This window comes from Chitinimonas naiadis (assembly GCF_054780835.1).
Genome location: NZ_BAAGVO010000005.1, coordinates 695,141 through 711,450 on the forward strand (window position 1 = coordinate 695,141; position 16,310 = coordinate 711,450).

The following is a 16,310-nucleotide window of genomic DNA, read 5'->3' on the forward strand; positions in this document are numbered from 1 at the left end:
ATAGCTGCATCGTGGCAGCACAGGCCACCAAGGAGAAATGCATGAATACCCATCTGCTTATCAACGGTCAGTTCCAGCGCGGCGAGGGCGAGGTCGAGTCGGTGCTCAATCCGGCGACCGGTGAAGTGATCGCCGAGGTGGCGGAAGCGTCGCTGGAGCAGGTACAGGCGGCGGTCCGCAGCGCCGAGCTGGCATTCGCCGGCTGGGCCCGGACCACGCCCAAGGACAAGGCGACCCTGCTGCTGAAGCTGGCCGACGCGATCGAAGCGAGGGCGACCGAGTTTGCCCGCATCGAGTCCCTCAACTGCGGCAAGCCTTATCTGTTTGCGCTCAATGACGAAGTCCCGGCCGTGGCCGATGTTTTCCGTTTCTTTGCCGGCGCCGTGCGTAGCCAGCAGGGCGCACTGGCCGGCGAATACCTGGCAGGTCACACCAGCATGATCCGGCGCGATCCACTGGGCGTCGTCGCCAGCATCGCGCCGTGGAACTACCCGCTGATGATGGCGGCCTGGAAGATTGCACCGGCCATTGCAGCCGGCAATACCGTGGTGATCAAGCCCAGCGAGCAGACGCCGCTGACGACGCTGAAGCTGGCGGAGCTGATGGCGGACATCCTGCCGGCCGGGGTGGTCAACGTCGTGACCGGCCGGGGTGAGTCAGTCGGCAGCCCGCTGATCTCGCAGCCCCAGGTCAGGATGATCTCGATCACCGGCGACGTCTCGACCGGGCAGAAGATCCTGGAGACGGCCTCCAAGTCGCTCAAGCGGACCCACCTCGAGCTGGGTGGCAAGGCACCGGTGATCGTGTTCGACGATGCCGATATCGAGGAGGTGGTGGCAGGGATCCGGACCTTTGGTTATTACAACGCGGGTCAGGACTGCACTGCCGCCTGCCGGGTCTACGCCGGCAGCAAGGTGTACGAGAAGCTGGTGGCCGATCTGTCGAGCGCCGTGTCGACCATCCGCTTTGGCGACCAGCACATGGATGGTGTGGAAATGGGGCCGCTGATCTCCGACCGGCAGCGCAACCGGGTGGCGAGCTTCGTCGAACGGGCGGCCGGCCAGTCGCATATCGAGGTGACCGCAGGCGGCAAGTCGGCTGCCGGGCGGGGCTTTTTCTTTGAGCCCACCGTCATTGCCGGCGCACGCCAGGACGACGAGATCGTCCGGAAGGAAGTGTTCGGCCCGGTGGTCTCGGTCACCCGCTTCGACGAGGTCGAACAAGCCGTGCAGTGGGCCAATGATTCCGACTATGGTCTCGCCAGTTCGGTCTGGACCCGCGACGTGTCCAAGGCCATGCAGGCGGCGGCCCAGTTGCAATACGGCTGCACCTGGATCAACACCCACTTCATGCTGGTCAGTGAAATGCCGCATGGCGGCATGAAGAAGTCCGGCTACGGCAAGGATATGTCGATGTATGCGCTGGAGGACTACAGCTGTGTCCGGCACGTCATGATCAAGAACTGAGCATCATTTTCCCCTGCAGGGCTTCCCCTGGTGCGCCTGGTCTGACCTGGCGTGCAGGGTGGCTGTACGCCTGCGAGCCGGGCAGGGGGTTTGCCCCGGGGTGGATGCCACCCCGACAACCCAGGGAGATAGCCATGCAGTTGCGTACCCTTGCAGTCCTCTCGGCCTTGGCCGCATGCAGTCTGTCCAGCGCCGCAGCCAAGCCGCCCGCCAAGCCACTGGCGGTGGTCGAAGCCTATATGGCTGCCTGGAGCAGCAACGCCGGCAAGGCCAATGTGGCCGATGCCGACGTCGTGGCCGCCGCCAACCAGGCTGCGTCCTATTTTGACTATGAAGTCGAGTACCTGGATTCCACCGTCGGTACGCCGCAGTATGGCGCCATGGTCGCGCGCGACAACGTGGTCAAGGCCTTCCTGGCATCCTTCCCCAATGCGCGCTGGGAGATGACCGGCCCGGCCAAGATCAAGGGTGACACGGTCGAGTACGACTGGAAATTCAGCGGCAATGCCACCGGCCCTTACATCATGGATGCGACCTGCAAGGGGAGTGGTGAGGCGATTGCATTCACGGGTCATACCAAGATCCGGGTGAAGCAGGGGCGCATCAAGTATCAGAACGATAACTACAGCGCAGACGACTTCGCCAGGCAGGTCGCACCGTCGGATGCAGCTTGCAAGATCCAGAAGGCGGCCGAGGCCAAAGCGGCCGAAGCGGCAGCCAAACCGGCACAGTAAGTCGCCGAAAGGCAGGGAACCAAGGGCAGCCACGGCTGCCCTTATTGTTGTGAATCAGCGATTTGATGCTGCGCTGCAGCGATGAATAAATTCATCGTTAGTGGTGAATTTATTCACCGCCTGTGATTAAATTCGCGCTGAGCCACCTTTGATTCCCAAGGATTCCATCATGTCCAAGAATGCCGATCTCCATGCCCGCCGTCTTGCTGCCACGCCTCGTGGCGTCGGTGTGCTGGGAGACTTTTTTGTTGAGCGCGCCGAGAACAGCCTGGTCTGGGATATCGAAGGCCGCCGCTTTATCGATTTCGCTGCCGGTATCGCCGTCCTGAACACCGGGCATCGTCATCCCAAGATTACCGCTGCGGTGAAGTCGCAGCTCGATGCCTTCAGCCACACCTGCTACCAGGTCGTGCCTTACGAGGGCTATGTCCGCCTGGCCGAGGCGCTGAACGAAATCGTGCCGATCGCCGGCCCGAAGAAGACGGCGTTCTTCACCACGGGTGCCGAGGCCGTCGAGAATGCGGTGAAGGTCGCCCGTGCCGCGACGGGCCGCAGTGGCGTGATCGCCTTCTCGGGCGCCTTCCACGGCCGCACCATGATGGGTATGGCGCTGACCGGCAAGGTCAACCCCTACAAGATCGGTTTTGGCCCCATGCCGGCCGATGTCTTCCACGCACCGTTCCCCATCCCCATGCACGGGGTGAGCGTGGCCGATTCGATCAAGGCGTTGCATACGCTGTTCAAGGCCGATGTCGATCCCAAGCGGGTCGCGGCCATCATTCTCGAACCGGTACAAGGCGAAGGTGGCTTCTACGTGGCACCCGCCGAGTTCATGGTCGAGCTGCGCAAGATCTGTGACGAGCACGGCATCCTCCTGATCGCCGATGAAATCCAGACCGGCTTTGCCCGTACCGGCAAGACCTTCGCGATGGAACATCACAGCGTCAAGGCGGACCTGATGACCATGGCCAAGAGCCTGGCTGGCGGCTTCCCGCTATCGGCCCTGACCGGCCGTGCCGAGGTGATGGATGCCGCAGCACCCGGCGGCCTGGGCGGTACCTACGCCGGCAGCCCCATGGCCGTGGCCGCCGCGCTGGCTGTGCTGGACGTGATCAAGGAAGAAAAGCTGAGCGAGCGGGCTGATCGTCTGGGCGCCGCGCTCAAGGAGAAGCTCAATAGCCTGAAGTCGTCGGTCCCGCAGATCGCCGATGTGCGTGGGTTGGGCTTCATGGTGGCGGTCGAGTTCAACAAGGCCGGCACGCAGGAGCCGGATGCCGACTTCGCCAAGAAGGTACAGGTGGAGGCGCTCAAGCGCGGCCTGATCCTCCTGACCTGCGGCGTCTATTCGAACGTGATCCGTTTCCTCGCACCGCTGACGATCGAAGACGCTGTATTTGCCGAGGCGCTGGACATCCTGGATGCCGCGATCAAGGCCTGATAGCCCCTAAGCCGGACAGGGAGGGCCCGCGCGCAAACCAAGGTTGGCGGCGGGCCTTCCTGCCATTTGTCTCTACTGTTGGAGTACACGATGCTGAATCTGAAAGACCCGAGCCTGCTCAGGCAGCAATGCTATATCGATGGTCAGTGGCTGGATGCCGATAGTGGCGAGAAGATCGCCGTCAACAACCCGGCTACCGGCGAGATCATTGCCCATGTACCCAAGATGGGCGAGGCGGAGACCCGCCGCGCCATCGAGGCGGCCGAACGCGCCTGGCCGGCCTGGCGTGCCAAGACCGCCAAGGAGCGCTCGACCATCCTGCGCAAATTGTTCGATCTGATGATCGCCAACCAGGACGACCTGGGGACCATCCTCACCGCCGAGCAAGGCAAGCCGCTGACAGAGGCCAAGGGCGAGATCGCCTATTCGGCCGCCTTCTTCGAATGGTTTGCCGAGGAAGCCAAGCGCGTCTATGGCGAAACCATCCCCTCGCCCTGGTCAGACAAACGGCTGATGGCGATCAAGCAGCCCATCGGCGTGACAGCGGCGGTGACGCCGTGGAACTTCCCTTCCGCCATGATCACCCGCAAGGCCGCGCCGGCGCTGGCGGCTGGTTGCCCCATGGTGATCAAGCCTGCCAGCCAGACGCCGCTGTCTGCCCTGGCCATGGCGGAACTGGCGCACCGCGCTGGCATTCCGGCTGGCGTGTTCAGCGTGGTCACCGGCTCGGCCAAGGCCATCGGCGGCGAACTGACCGCCAACCCCATCGTACGCAAGCTGAGCTTTACCGGCTCGACCGAGATCGGCCGCGAGCTGATGGCTGCCTGCGCGCCGACGATCAAGAAAGTGTCGCTGGAATTGGGGGGCAATGCGCCGTTCATCGTATTCGATGACGCCGATCTCGATGCCGCCGTGGAAGGGGCGATCGCCTCCAAGTACCGCAATGCCGGCCAGACCTGCGTCTGTGCCAACCGGCTCTATGTGCAGGCTGGTGTGTACGAGGCCTTTGCCGAGAAACTGGCGGTGGCCGTGGGCAAGCTCAAGGTCGGCAACGGCATGGAGCCCGGCGTGACCCAGGGCCCGCTGATCGACATGAAGGCGGTGGAAAAGGTCGAGGAGCATATCGCCGACGCCGTCGCCAAGGGTGGCAAGGTCCTGACGGGCGGTAAGCGTCACGCGCTGGGCCAGAGCTTCTTCGAGCCCACCATCGTCAGCGGGGTCACGCGGGAGATGAAGGTGGCGCGCGAGGAGACGTTTGGTCCACTGGCGCCGCTCTTCAAGTTCGAGACTGAACAAGAGGTGATCGAACGAGCCAATGACACCGAATTCGGCCTGGCGGCTTACTTCTACTCCCGTGACCTGGGCCGGGTCTGGCGTGTGGCGGAAGGGCTGGAGTACGGCATGGTGGGCGTCAATGCCGGCCTGATTTCGACCGAAGTAGCCCCGTTCGGTGGCGTAAAACAGTCTGGTCTGGGTCGCGAAGGTTCACGCCACGGAATCGAAGACTACTTGGAAATCAAGTACCTTTGTCTTGCAGGAATATGAATTTGACGCTACGATTAAAGCAATCGCACTAAAGTTGGGTGCGAACAATTTCCTCCTCCTCTTCCCGCTATTGGTCATGGACCGGCGGGATTTTTTTTGCCCATCGAAGCCCTGAACAAAAGGGGGACGAGCCAGGCGGTGAGCAAATGGGAGGGAGGGAATGCAAAAAGCCGACGCAAGCGTCGGCTTTTTACTTATCTGGTCGGGGTGAGAGGATTCGAACCTCCGGCCTCTACGTCCCGAACGTAGCGCTCTACCAGGCTAAGCTACACCCCGAAATGAGTCGCGCATTATGGCGAGTCCGTGAAAGGCTGTAAAGCCCCTCTCGCTCACCAATCGTGCGAGCCATGATCAACTGTTACGTTCCACCGCAAACTCGGCCAGGGCACGCAGCGCCTGGCTGTGGGCATTGTCCGGCAGGTGGGCCACGGCTTGCAGTGCGAGCGCTGCTTCGGCCCGGGCTGCGGTCATCGCGGCATCCAGCGCGCCGCTGGCCTGTACGGCGGCGAGCACGGCAGGGAAGCTGTCGCGCTGGGCGTGGATGATCGCTTGCCGCACGACATCGGCCTGCTCGGGCGTGCCGAGCCGCATGGTGTGGATCAGCGGCAGCGTGCATTTGCCCTCGGCCAGGTCGTCGCCCAGGTTCTTGCCGATCTCGCCGGCATCCCCCGAGTAGTCGAGTACGTCGTCGACGATCTGGAAGGCGGTGCCCAGGTGCATGCCATAGTCGGCCATGGCCGATTCGACGGCGGAGTCGGATTTGGCGAGCAGGGCGCCCAGGCGGGCTGCCGCCTCGAACAGCTTGGCTGTCTTGTAGCGGATCACCTTGAGATAGGCGGCTTCGTCGAGCTCGGCGTCACCGATGTTCATCAACTGCAGGACTTCACCTTCGGCGATGATATTGGTTGCATCGGCCAGGACCTGCATGATGCGCATATCGTTCACGCCGACCATCATCTGGAAGGCGCGCGAGTACAGGAAGTCGCCAACCAGCACGCTGGCGGCGTTGCCGAACAGCGCGTTGGCCGTATCACGGCCGCGGCGCAGGCTGGACTCGTCGACCACGTCGTCGTGCAGCAGGGTGGCGGTATGGATGAACTCGACCACGGCGGCCAGTTCCTGGTGGTGCTTGCCTTGGTAGCCCAGTGCACCAGCCGACAGCAGGGTCAGGACCGGACGCAGGCGCTTGCCGCCGGAGGAAATGATGTACTCCGCTACCTGGCGGACCAGTACGACCTCAGAGTGCAGGCGTTCGCGGATGATTTGATCCACCGCCTGCATATCGCTGGCGACGACGGATTTGACGAATTCGATAGACACTGTGGCCTTGCGCCGATGGGCTGACAGATTCAAAACGGCGCAATTATAGCCGAGCGCGAGGGGTTTCTAGGCACTGTAACGAAGATACATGCATGATTGCTGATACGCCACGCGTCGCCCTGCCGGTGGAAAATGTTGACCAAATTCATGGACTTCCGTATATTGCGCGGCTCCCTGCGTGTAGCGAGGGAGTAATCTATTAGGAGCCCAGTCATGTACGCGGTCATAAAAACTGGTGGCAAGCAGTATAAAGTTGCCATCGGCGAAAAACTTAAAGTAGAACAGATTACCGCCGACATCGACGCCCAAATCGTGCTTGAAGAAGTGCTGATGGTGGTGGACGGTGAAGCGGTTTCGGTTGGCACCCCTCTGGTTGCCGGCGCAACGGTTAAGGCGACGGTTGTTGCCCATGGTCGTGGCGAAAAGGTCCGTATCTTCAAGATGCGTCGCCGTAAGCACTACCAGAAGCGCCAAGGTCATCGTCAGAATTTCACTGAAATTCGCATCGACGCCATCGTCAAGTAAGCAAGGAGTCTGAAACATGGCACATAAAAAAGCTGGCGGTAGTTCGCGCAACGGCCGCGACTCAGAATCGAAACGACTGGGCACCAAGGTTTACGGTGGTGAATTGATCCCTGCGGGCTCGATCATCATCCGTCAACGTGGCACCCGCTTCCACGCTGGTGACAACGTCGGCATGGGCAAGGATCACACCTTGTTCGCCAAGGTCGACGGCTACGTGAAGTTTGTTGTCAAGGGCGCGCTCAAGCGCAAGACCGTTGTGGTCCTGCCCTACACCGGCGCTGAGGCTTAAGCCTGCCGGTAAGCGAAGCGCCTTTCATCGGGCGTTTCGCTTAAAATTGAAGCCCTATCTCGCAGATAGGGCTTTTTCGTTTCCGCACTGCGCTGCCGGATCCATTGCAGCCCCCTTTATCCATTCAGGAATTGCCTGCCCATGAAATTCATCGACGAAGCCCGCATTGAAGTAATCGGCGGCAAAGGTGGAAACGGCTCGGCCAGTATGCGTCGGGAGAAATTCGTACCGCGCGGCGGCCCTGACGGTGGCGACGGTGGTAAGGGGGGCTGTATCTGGGCTGTGGCCGACAAGGATATCAACACCCTGGTCGACTACCGTTTCGTGAAGCAGTACCGTGCCCAGCACGGTGAGAACGGCCGTGGCGCCGACTGCTACGGCAAGGGTGCGGACGACATTTTCCTGCGCATGCCGGTCGGTACCGTCATCGTCGACAATGTCACCGGTGAACTGGTGGCCGACCTGATGCACGATGGCCAGCAGGTTATGATCGCCAAGGGCGGCAAGGGCGGCCTCGGCAACCTGCATTTCAAGACGTCGACCAACCGCGCGCCGCGCAAATTCACCCATGGTGAAGAAGGCGAGCAGCGCGAGTTGAAGCTGGAGCTGAAGGTACTGGCCGATATCGGCCTCCTGGGCATGCCCAATGCGGGCAAGTCGACCTTCATCCGCTCGGTGTCGGCCGCGCGTCCCAAGGTGGCAGACTACCCCTTCACCACGCTGGCCCCGAACCTCGGTGTCGTGCGTATCGACCATAACCGCAGCTTCGTGATCGCCGATATTCCCGGTCTGATCGAAGGCGCGGCCGAGGGGGCTGGCCTGGGTCATCGCTTCCTCAAGCATCTGTCCCGTACCGGCATCCTGCTGCATATCGTCGATCTGGCACCGTTCAGCGAAGAGACCGACCCGGTCCGCGAGGCGAAGGCCATCGTCGAGGAACTGCGCAAGTACGATGAAGAGCTCTACAACAAGCCGCGCTGGCTGGTGCTGAACAAGCTCGACATGGTGCCGGAAGAAGAGCGCCAGGCACGCATCGACGCTTTTCTGGAAGGCTTTGGCTGGCCGAAGGCGGATTACGACCCGTTGGCGCCACTGGACCCACAGGCCAAGCGGGTGTTCACCATCTCCGGCCTGACCGGCGAAGGTACCCAGCAGCTGACCTGGGCGGTGATGGACTACCTCGAAGCCACCCGCCCGCAACGGGTCGAAGCAGCCCCGACCGAGGCCGAGGCCCTGCACGAGCCGTACGATCCGACCAAGTCCTGATTTCTTCATGCATGCCGTCGTGTTGATCGGCCCGCAGGCCAGTGGCAAATCCAGCTATTGCAGAGAGCGGCTGTTTAACAGTCATATGCGATTGAATCTGGACATGCTGCGTACCCGCCACCGGGAGGGGCTGCTGTTCTCGGCGTGCATCGAAGCCAAGCAGCCTGTCGTTATCGACAATACCAACCCCTCTAAGGCGGACAGGGCGCGTTACATAGCCGCGCTTAAGTCGGCCGGCTATGTGGTTCACGGATATTTCTTCGATCTGCCCTATGAGCAATGCCAGGCACGTAATGCCGCCAGGGTGGGGAGCGAATGCGTGCCCGAAGTCGGCCTGAAGCACTTCTTTGCCCGATTGGAGCGGCCTTCACTGGATGAAGGCTTTGAAGCATTGTTTCTTGTCAGGTCCCAAGACGGTGGCTTCCTGGTGGAGGAGTTCGCGTAATGCGTTTTGATGATCTTGATGCGCGCATGCGGGTGTTCGAAACGGCGCATGACGTCTGCGTGCTGCCAGGCGTGTATATCGTGGCCCGTATCGACGGCCGCTCCTTTACCAAGCTGACCAAGGAAACTCATCGCTTTGATGCCCCCTATGACGTCCGTTTCCGGGACATGATGGTGGGGACCGTCCAGCATCTGATGCAATGTGGCTTCAGTGTCGTTTACGGATATACGCAGAGCGACGAGATTTCCTTGCTGTTTCAGCTGGACGAGAATGCGTTCAATCGAAAAGAGCGTAAGTGGAATTCCATTCTGTCGGGCGAGGCGAGCGCTTGTTTCAGCTTGCAACTTGGCGGTATGGCGGCATTTGATAGCCGTATTTGCCAGCTTCCTTCGGCTGCGTTGGTGGCAGACTATTTCGCTTGGCGAAATGAGGATGCCGCCAGAAATGCGCTGAACGCACACTGTTACTGGACGCTGCGTAAGCAGGATATGGCGCCGGACGCTGCGGCAAAGCGCCTTGCACGTTTGAATGTCGCTGAGAAGAACGAACTGCTATTTCAGCACGGCGTCAATTTCAATGATCTGCCGTCCTGGCAAAAGCGTGGCGTTGGTGTCTATTGGAAGCAGGTCGAGAAACAAGGTTTCAACCTTAAGGACGGTATTCCCACAGTGACATCGCGCCGACAACTTACGGTTGATCATGAGCTGCCGATGCGTGAGCAATACCGGGACTTCATTTTGGGAATGCTGGCTTGAGTATCCATTCCGAGTCTTCGCTCAACGATTTCTTCGCCGAGGGCATCGCCCCGCTTGATTTACCGCCGCTGGCGGAACTGCTGCGTGCCCGTGACCTGTTGGGCGCCTTCATTACTTTGTTCCATGGCAACGAGGAGCAGGTGCTGGTGCGTTTGCTGGTGCTGCGCGAGATCGGCAGTCGCGGCCAGGAGCCGCGCTGGTCGCCGCAGCAGTTGCAAGCGCACTTTGCCTATGTGAACCCGGTCAAGCTCGATACGGTGCTGACGCGCTTGCGCCAGAACGGCCTCTTGCTGTGGGATGGCGATGAAGGCCTGTACCAGATTGCCGAGACGGGCCGGGTAGCGCTGGCAGCGCTCTCCACCCTGCTGGCGTTTGCCGATGACGACGCCGAACTGGGCTACCTGACAGCACAGGCCGCCGGCCAACAGCAGCTGGGCCGCATCTCCAACGAGACCCTGCAGCATCTGCTGGCCCGGCTCAACGAGCTGCATCGTGCCTTCGAGGATGCGCTCGAGTCGCAATCCGAGTACCAGATCCGCAAGGCCCAGACCCGCCTCGAAGCGGTGTTCCGCTGGGTACAGAAGGGGACCGAGGTCATGCATACCCTGCTGTCCGACGAGACCCTGTCGCGCCGTACGCTGGATCAGGCCCAGGCCATCGCCATGGCGCAGTCGCGACTGCTGCGGCTGACCGGCAGCTTCCAGCGCCGCCTCAACCAGCTGCAGGCACAACGCGTCCACCTGGGCCAGTCCGGCCTGACCTCCAGCGATATTGGCGAATGGCTGCGTACCGCCAGCCAGGCGCATCTGGCCGGCTTGGCGACAGGCATGTTGCGTTTTCCGCCGCAGCCTTCGCTGGTCACTGGTGCCGAGCTGCTCGACATCACCGAATTCGAACTGCTGGAGCGTGAGCGCCAGACCGTGCTCGACTCCGGCTTGCCGGACAAGCAGGCCGCACCGAATGTCGGCGCGCCCGAGGCGGAGCGCCTGTTCCATGCCGAAGCACTGCACGCCTTGCTGGCCGGTTTGGGCGATGCGACCGATATCCGTTCCGTGGCCCTGGCCGATACCTATACCGAAACCGCCTACCGCCTGTCGCTGCTGTCCCTGGTGGGGGATACCGATGCCGAGCTTGATGCCAGCATCGTCGGCGATATCGTCAAACTGCCGCTGCGCCTAAGGGCCAGTGCCGAGGTCGAAGAAGTCGACCACCCTGAAGTGGCCAGCATCTCGCGCGGCGAGCTGCGCCCTTCCTGAACCGGACAAAAACCATGGATAACGCCCTGTCTATCCTCTGCGCCCGCTTGATCGCCCATCGCTTCATTCCGCGCAATGATCCGCTGGCGCGTCGCGCGCTGATCGATGAAGACTTCCGCCGCTCGCTTGACCACCGGCTGGCCGAGGTTGGCCTGGTATTGCTTGAGAATCCTTACGCCGAATTCCTGGCGGTCGCGCTGGCGGAGGACATGAACGCCTTCGTATTCGGCGACGGCGATACCTGGCTGTCCAACAATATGGGCCTGCCGCGCGATGCGATCGCACTCTTGGTCGTGCTCTGGGCGCGCATCATTCTGCCCAAGCGGGAGCGGCAGATTGCCCGGACCGAAAAGGACCTGGAAGGCCAGACCGATATGTTCGGCGCCGAGAAGCCCTTGCTGCAGGGGGAGGAAGTCTCGGTCGGTATTCCGGAGGACGCGCTCTATGCCGACTTCCGCGAGAAGCTCGGCGGCAAGACCCGTATGAACGCCAACCTGGGCCAGCTGGCCCGGCTGGGGTTTATCGAGCGTCGCAACAAGGTGATTGCCGAAGGCCCGCTGCTGGACCTGATGCTCGACTACGCCAGCCTCGCACCACGCATTATCGAAGGTGCGCTGGGTGAAGTGCTGAAGCAACGTTCCAGCGATGCCGCCACGGCTTGATTGAATCCCTGCTGCGCGTCCTCTGGATGCGGGCTTACAAGATAACGAGTCACGATGTTTCAATTCCGCAAACTCGAAATGCGCCACTGGGATTTCTGGCAGAGCATAGAAATCCCGCTGGACGCCCAGATCGTCACCATCGTCGGCCCCAATGGCTCGGGCAAGACCACCTTGCTGGATGCGCTGCGCACCTTGCTGGCGCTGCCGTGCTCCGGCCGTCGTGATTACAAGCGCTATGTGCGTAACAACACAGAGCCGACCGCCTGGTTGCGCGGCGTGGTGGACAATCCGCGCCGTGAGAATGGCGACCTGTTTCCCTATCCCTTCTTTCCCATCACCAGCGACAAGGTGACGCTGTTCTGCCGGGTCAAGAAGCAGGGCGGTGACTGGCTGCGGCAATATGCGATCGCGGCGGGCGAAGTGGAACTGGACCCCGATACCGAAGGCAATCTCGATTGGCGCGGTGTCCGTGAATACAAGCTGGATCTGGAAAAAGCCGGCCTGACGCGCGCCATCGCCGAGGTGCTGGCGCTGGAGCAGGGCGATACCGACAAGCTATGCGAATACAGCCCGAAGGCGCTGCTGGACCTGGTGTTCCAGGTCTTTGGCGACAAGCAGGTGCTGGATAACTATCAGGAAGCCAAGGTCGAGCAGAAAGAGGCCGAGCATGAGCTGGCTGAATTGACACGGCAGCTCGATGGCCTTGGTGCCAAGGTCGAGCAGATGAAGGGTCGGGCCAATCGTTTCCTCGAATGGCAGGGTTTGCAGCAGGAGGTCGAGCAGCTTGAGAAGATGGTGCTGCCGGGCCTGCGCTATCTGGAGTCCTGGGATTCGATGTGGGGTTATATCCACCAGTACAAGGGTGTGCGTCGTGCGCTGAAAGCACGTGAGGACGAACTGGCCAGCAGCGATGCCGAAGCACGTCGCCTGGAGGCCGAACTGGCCGACGCGCAGGCGGCAGAGGCGAGCGCGGAAGCGGACTACAAGGCTTTGTGGGACCCGTTCCAGCGCGTGGGCGCCGATGCCCGCGATGCCGAGAAAGTGCTGAACCAGCGCGATAAGCTCAAGGCCCTGGCCGAGTCGGAATCCGGCGCGGACTCGGTGGAGCTCGCCGACAAGCTTGGCCGTCTGCGCGGCCGGAAGGGCGAGCTGGATGGCAAGGCCAAAGCAGCGAAGGAAGAGCGCCAGCAACTATCCGAACTGCAGTTTGCCTTACAGCAAGGCCGTCAGCCGGCTGAGCGCTTTGTTCGCGAGATGCGTGCGGCGCTGGACGAGGCGGGCATCAGCCACCAGTTGCTGACCGATATCGTAGAGGTCAGCGACAACAGTTGGCAGACCGCCGTCGAGGCCTTGCTGGCACCGTACCGGCACCTGGTGCTGCTCAATCGCGAGTCGGACAAGCAGGCCGCGTTCAAGATCGGCCAGCGTCTGCAGTATCGGCACTTTATCGTGCCCGATTGCGAGGCCGTGCCCAAGGCGGTGCCAGGATCGGTACTGGAAATCCTCTCGCTCAAGGCCGACGCACCTGCCTGGCTGACGCGGCAGCTGAACAATGTACAGCGGGTCAAGTCAGTGGAAGCCGGTGCCCAGGTGCAGGGTGACTGGATCACCCGGGAGGGTTTTCACAAGGAACGACGCGGTGCGCGCTTTATCGGCGTGGATGTCCGCGATCATGCCTTTGGTGAGGCTGCGCGCAAGTCGCGGCTGGATGAAGTCAGCCGCCGCCTGTTCGATATCAACCAGCAGGTGCTGGACTGGGAGGGCGAGGCGGTCGAACTGGGTCGGCAGATAGCCAGCCTGCAGTTGCAGCTGGCCGGCATGGATGCCGTGCAGCAATTGGCTGCCCGACAGGAAGAGTTCGATGCCGCCGAGCAGTCCCTGCCGGGACTGCGTGCCGAGGCGCAGCGCCTTGGCGGCGAACTCGCCAGCAAGCAGGCCGAACAGGAAAGCACCCGCAAGCGCGCCATGGATGCGCGCCTGGGTGAGCAACGGGTCCGTGATAGCCGCGACCAGCTGGCGCGGCAGGTGCGCGATCTCTTGAGCCAGGTGGAAATCCGCCAGGCCGAGCAGACCCGCCAGATTGAGGAAGCTCGTCAACTGAGCGCAGAGCTGGAAGCGACTGGCATCAGCAAGTCGGCGTTGCCGTCGCTGAAGGAAGAATGGGGCTCGGTGCAGGCGGTCAGGCATGAGATCCATCGCCAACGTGAACGCATCGAAAGTGGCGACTGGGAGCGTGACGTCAGCGTGCTGGAGCTGCGGGAGAAAATCCTGCAGGACTTCGATGCGCTGTCTGGCGAGACCTTGAGCCGAGGCCGCGAAGTGGAGCGCGCCCGCGAACTGACCGACGACGCACGCGGCGCCTATATCAATAAGCTGCGCGCAACGGTCCGTGCCTATAGTGTCAATATCCGGCGTTTGGGTGAGCTGTCCGGCATCTCGGTCGAGGTGGATCAGCCGCACCTGGACAACGACGATGCCGCCTTGAGCCAGGCTGGCTTGACCGTTCGTTTCGACTTTGACCAGAAGGGTCTGATGGGGCTCAACGATGGTGAAGCGTCGGGTGGCCAGCAGGTGATGAAGTCGCTGATCCTGCTGATCGGCCTGATGATGGATGAGACCAACCCGTCCGGCTTTGTCTTTATCGATGAGCCGTTCGCTCACCTGGATGTGCTGAACATCGACAAGGTGGGGGCATTCCTGAAGGCGACGCAGGCTCAGTATCTGATCACTACGCCGCTGACACATAACCTGAATGCCTTCGCGCCGAGCGAACTGACGCTGTGTACTTACAAGAAGCGCCCCAGCGAGCGCTGGGCGCCAGTCATTACCCAGACTCGTCGCCGCCTGGACGTGAACCGTAGCCGTTGAATCCTTGCATGCGGACGACGAACCGCGTCGCGCCGCCTTAACCGGGAGTGTCTGCCGTGGATCATGAAGCAGTACAGGCCTTCTGTGCCGGCTTGCCCGGTGCAACGGTCGACGTGAAGTGGCAGGTCGACCTGGTTTACTCGGTAGGCGGCAAGATGTTCTGCGTCATGTGCAGCAACCTTGCCCAATCGACCGGCTTGTCGCTCAAGGTGGATCCGGAACGTTTCCTTGAATTGACCGATCAGCCCGGTATTACGCCAGCCCCTTATCTGGCAAGACACCATTGGGTGCGGCTGGATCACCCGGGCGTCCTGCCCGAAGCACGATTGACCGAACTCCTGCACCAGTCCTATTCACTGGTGCGCGCCAAGCTGCCCAAGAAGCAGCGCGATGCTTTGCCATCGCTGAACCCTTTTCCAGGATCGACCGCATGAAACAAGTTTTCCACTATTTCGCTCCCTGCCCGCGCGGCCTGGAGTCCGTCCTGGCCGACGAGCTGAAGAGCCTCGGCGCCCAACAGCTGGCACCGACCGATGGTGGCGTGGCGTTCAGCGGTGACTGGGACCTGATGCTGCGCGCCAATCTATATAGTCGTATCGCCAGCCGTATTCTCTGGCGCCTGGTTGAGAAGCCCTATCGCAGCGAGGACGATATCTATAAGGCGGCTCGCGCGATCGAATGGCCGTCGCTGTTCGATGTCGAGCGCACCATTAAGGTGGCGGTGACCGGCGTGGGCAGCAAGCTGCGCAGTCTCGACTTCATCGCCCTCAAGGTGAAGGACGCCGTTTGTGACAGCTTCCGCGCCCATTGCGATGCCCGGCCCAGTGTCGATACCGCCAATCCGGATATCCGCATTCATGTCTTTCTGACCGAGCGTCAGCAGACCCTCTATCTGGACACCAGCGGTGAAGCCTTGTTCAAGCGTGGCTATCGTCGCGCCACCGGTGATGCCCCGCTGCGGGAGAATCTGGCGGCAGGCATCGTACGCCTGAGTGGCTGGCAGCCTGGCGAAGCATTGCTGGACCCGATGTGTGGCAGCGGCACGATCGTGATCGAAGCCGCCATGATGGCGCGCAATATTGCACCTGGCCTGAAGCGGCATTTTGCCTTCGAGCGTTTCAAGCAATTTGATGCGCCGCAATGGGAAGGGCACAAGCAAGCCGCGATTGCGGCGGAGCTGCCGGCAACGGCGCTTGCCATCTATGGCAGTGACGATACGCCGGACGTGTTGCTCGCTGCCCGGGCGAATATCGCCGAAGCCGGTTTGCAGGACTGCATCGTGCTGGAAGAAGCGGACGCGCTTGAGCGTAGCGCGCCGGCAGATAGCGGTGTACTGATCTGCAACCCCCCATACGGCATCCGTCTCGAAGAACAAACCTGGCTGGATGCGCTGTACCCGATGCTGGGCCATGCGCTCAAGCAGCGCTTTGCGGGTTGGCGCGCCTATTACTTCACGGCCGACCTGCGCCTGGCCAAGCTGATCCGCCTTTCCGCCAGCAAGCGGACGGTGCTGTTCAACGGCCCGCTGGAGTGCCGCTTGTTCGAATATCGCATGGTTCCGGGCAGCAACCGCAAACCGGAATAAGCACCTGCTCCGCCAGTCGACATATATAGATATGTGTCAGGCAAGGCAGAGCACCAATGAAACGCCCCGCTTGCGGGGCGTTTTGCATGGGGTTTTGGGTTTTTTGGGGTTTTCTGCGCTGATTTCAATCGCCGCTGTAGGTAGTCAGCGCGGAGC

At 61.6% G+C, this 16,310-nt stretch carries 15 protein-coding genes and 1 tRNA gene; 14 read left to right on the plus strand and 2 right to left on the minus strand.

Annotated elements, in window-relative coordinates; genetic code table 11:
• Nucleotides 1–41 precede the first annotated feature (41 nt).
• The 4 genes from ACYVHK_RS19160 to gabD all read left to right on the plus strand — a co-directional run bounded on the left by ACYVHK_RS19160 (nt 42) and on the right by gabD (nt 5,183).
• The gene (locus ACYVHK_RS19160) at nt 42–1,466 is read left to right on the plus strand and encodes a gamma-aminobutyraldehyde dehydrogenase (RefSeq protein WP_460535402.1); all 1,425 of its coding nucleotides are present in this window, start codon (nt 42–44) and stop codon (nt 1,464–1,466) included.
• 134 nt (nt 1,467–1,600) lie between these two features.
• Nucleotides 1,601–2,200 (plus strand): hypothetical protein, encoded by a 600-nt coding sequence (locus ACYVHK_RS19165; protein WP_460535404.1) that lies wholly within the window; start codon nt 1,601–1,603, stop codon nt 2,198–2,200.
• 169 nt (nt 2,201–2,369) lie between these two features.
• Entirely contained in the window at nt 2,370–3,638 is a 1,269-nt protein-coding gene (locus tag ACYVHK_RS19170; protein WP_460535406.1) for a PLP-dependent aminotransferase family protein, read from the plus strand.
• Nucleotides 3,639–3,728: 90 nt separating this feature from the next.
• Nucleotides 3,729–5,183 (plus strand): NAD-dependent succinate-semialdehyde dehydrogenase, encoded by a 1,455-nt coding sequence (gabD, locus tag ACYVHK_RS19175; RefSeq protein ID WP_460535408.1) that lies wholly within the window; start codon nt 3,729–3,731, stop codon nt 5,181–5,183.
• A 199-nt stretch (nt 5,184–5,382) separates the two neighbouring features.
• Here the strand turns inward: gabD and ACYVHK_RS19180 are convergent.
• Together ACYVHK_RS19180 and ACYVHK_RS19185 are read right to left on the minus strand one after the other, a co-directional pair.
• Nucleotides 5,383–5,459: transfer RNA gene (locus ACYVHK_RS19180), tRNA-Pro, on the minus strand.
• Nucleotides 5,460–5,534: 75 nt separating this feature from the next.
• Complete coding sequence (locus tag ACYVHK_RS19185) at nt 5,535–6,503, minus strand: isoprenoid biosynthesis enzyme family protein (RefSeq protein WP_460535410.1); 969 nt, start codon at nt 6,501–6,503, stop codon at nt 5,535–5,537.
• Between the two features lie 213 nt (nt 6,504–6,716).
• Here ACYVHK_RS19185 and rplU point away from each other — a divergent pair, with 213 nt between their 5' ends.
• The 10 genes from rplU to ACYVHK_RS19235 all read left to right on the plus strand — a co-directional run bounded on the left by rplU (nt 6,717) and on the right by ACYVHK_RS19235 (nt 16,154).
• Nucleotides 6,717–7,028 carry a large ribosomal subunit protein bL21 gene (rplU, locus tag ACYVHK_RS19190; RefSeq protein ID WP_460535413.1) on the plus strand — a complete coding sequence of 104 codons (312 nt, stop codon included), beginning with the start codon at nt 6,717–6,719 and terminating at the stop codon, nt 7,026–7,028.
• Between the two features lie 16 nt (nt 7,029–7,044).
• A complete protein-coding gene (gene rpmA, locus ACYVHK_RS19195; protein WP_460535415.1) occupies nt 7,045–7,317 on the plus strand; it encodes a bL27 family ribosomal protein in 273 nt (90 codons plus the stop codon).
• 141 nt (nt 7,318–7,458) lie between these two features.
• A complete protein-coding gene (gene obgE, locus ACYVHK_RS19200) occupies nt 7,459–8,583 on the plus strand; it encodes an Obg family GTPase (protein WP_460535417.1) in 1,125 nt (374 codons plus the stop codon).
• Between the two features lie 7 nt (nt 8,584–8,590).
• Nucleotides 8,591–9,028: an AAA family ATPase gene (locus ACYVHK_RS19205; protein ID WP_460535419.1), complete on the plus strand. Its 438-nt coding sequence runs from the start codon at nt 8,591–8,593 to the stop codon at nt 9,026–9,028.
• The gene (locus ACYVHK_RS19210) at nt 9,028–9,783 is read left to right on the plus strand and encodes a tRNA(His) guanylyltransferase Thg1 family protein (protein ID WP_460535422.1); all 756 of its coding nucleotides are present in this window, start codon (nt 9,028–9,030) and stop codon (nt 9,781–9,783) included. Before ACYVHK_RS19205 ends, ACYVHK_RS19210 begins: the two co-directional genes overlap by 1 nt.
• Nucleotides 9,780–11,039 (plus strand): hypothetical protein, encoded by a 1,260-nt coding sequence (locus ACYVHK_RS19215; protein ID WP_460535424.1) that lies wholly within the window; start codon nt 9,780–9,782, stop codon nt 11,037–11,039. Before ACYVHK_RS19210 ends, ACYVHK_RS19215 begins: the two co-directional genes overlap by 4 nt.
• A gap of 14 nt (nt 11,040–11,053) precedes the next feature.
• Complete coding sequence (locus tag ACYVHK_RS19220; RefSeq protein ID WP_460535426.1) at nt 11,054–11,701, plus strand: hypothetical protein; 648 nt, start codon at nt 11,054–11,056, stop codon at nt 11,699–11,701.
• 54 nt (nt 11,702–11,755) lie between these two features.
• Nucleotides 11,756–14,569, plus strand: a complete 2,814-nt coding sequence (locus tag ACYVHK_RS19225) for an ATP-binding protein (RefSeq protein ID WP_460535428.1) — start codon at nt 11,756–11,758, stop codon at nt 14,567–14,569.
• 56 nt (nt 14,570–14,625) lie between these two features.
• Nucleotides 14,626–15,003 carry an MmcQ/YjbR family DNA-binding protein gene (locus ACYVHK_RS19230; RefSeq protein ID WP_460535430.1) on the plus strand — a complete coding sequence of 126 codons (378 nt, stop codon included), beginning with the start codon at nt 14,626–14,628 and terminating at the stop codon, nt 15,001–15,003.
• Complete coding sequence (locus ACYVHK_RS19235; protein ID WP_460535432.1) at nt 15,000–16,154, plus strand: THUMP domain-containing class I SAM-dependent RNA methyltransferase; 1,155 nt, start codon at nt 15,000–15,002, stop codon at nt 16,152–16,154. Before ACYVHK_RS19230 ends, ACYVHK_RS19235 begins: the two co-directional genes overlap by 4 nt.
• Nucleotides 16,155–16,310 lie beyond the last annotated feature (156 nt).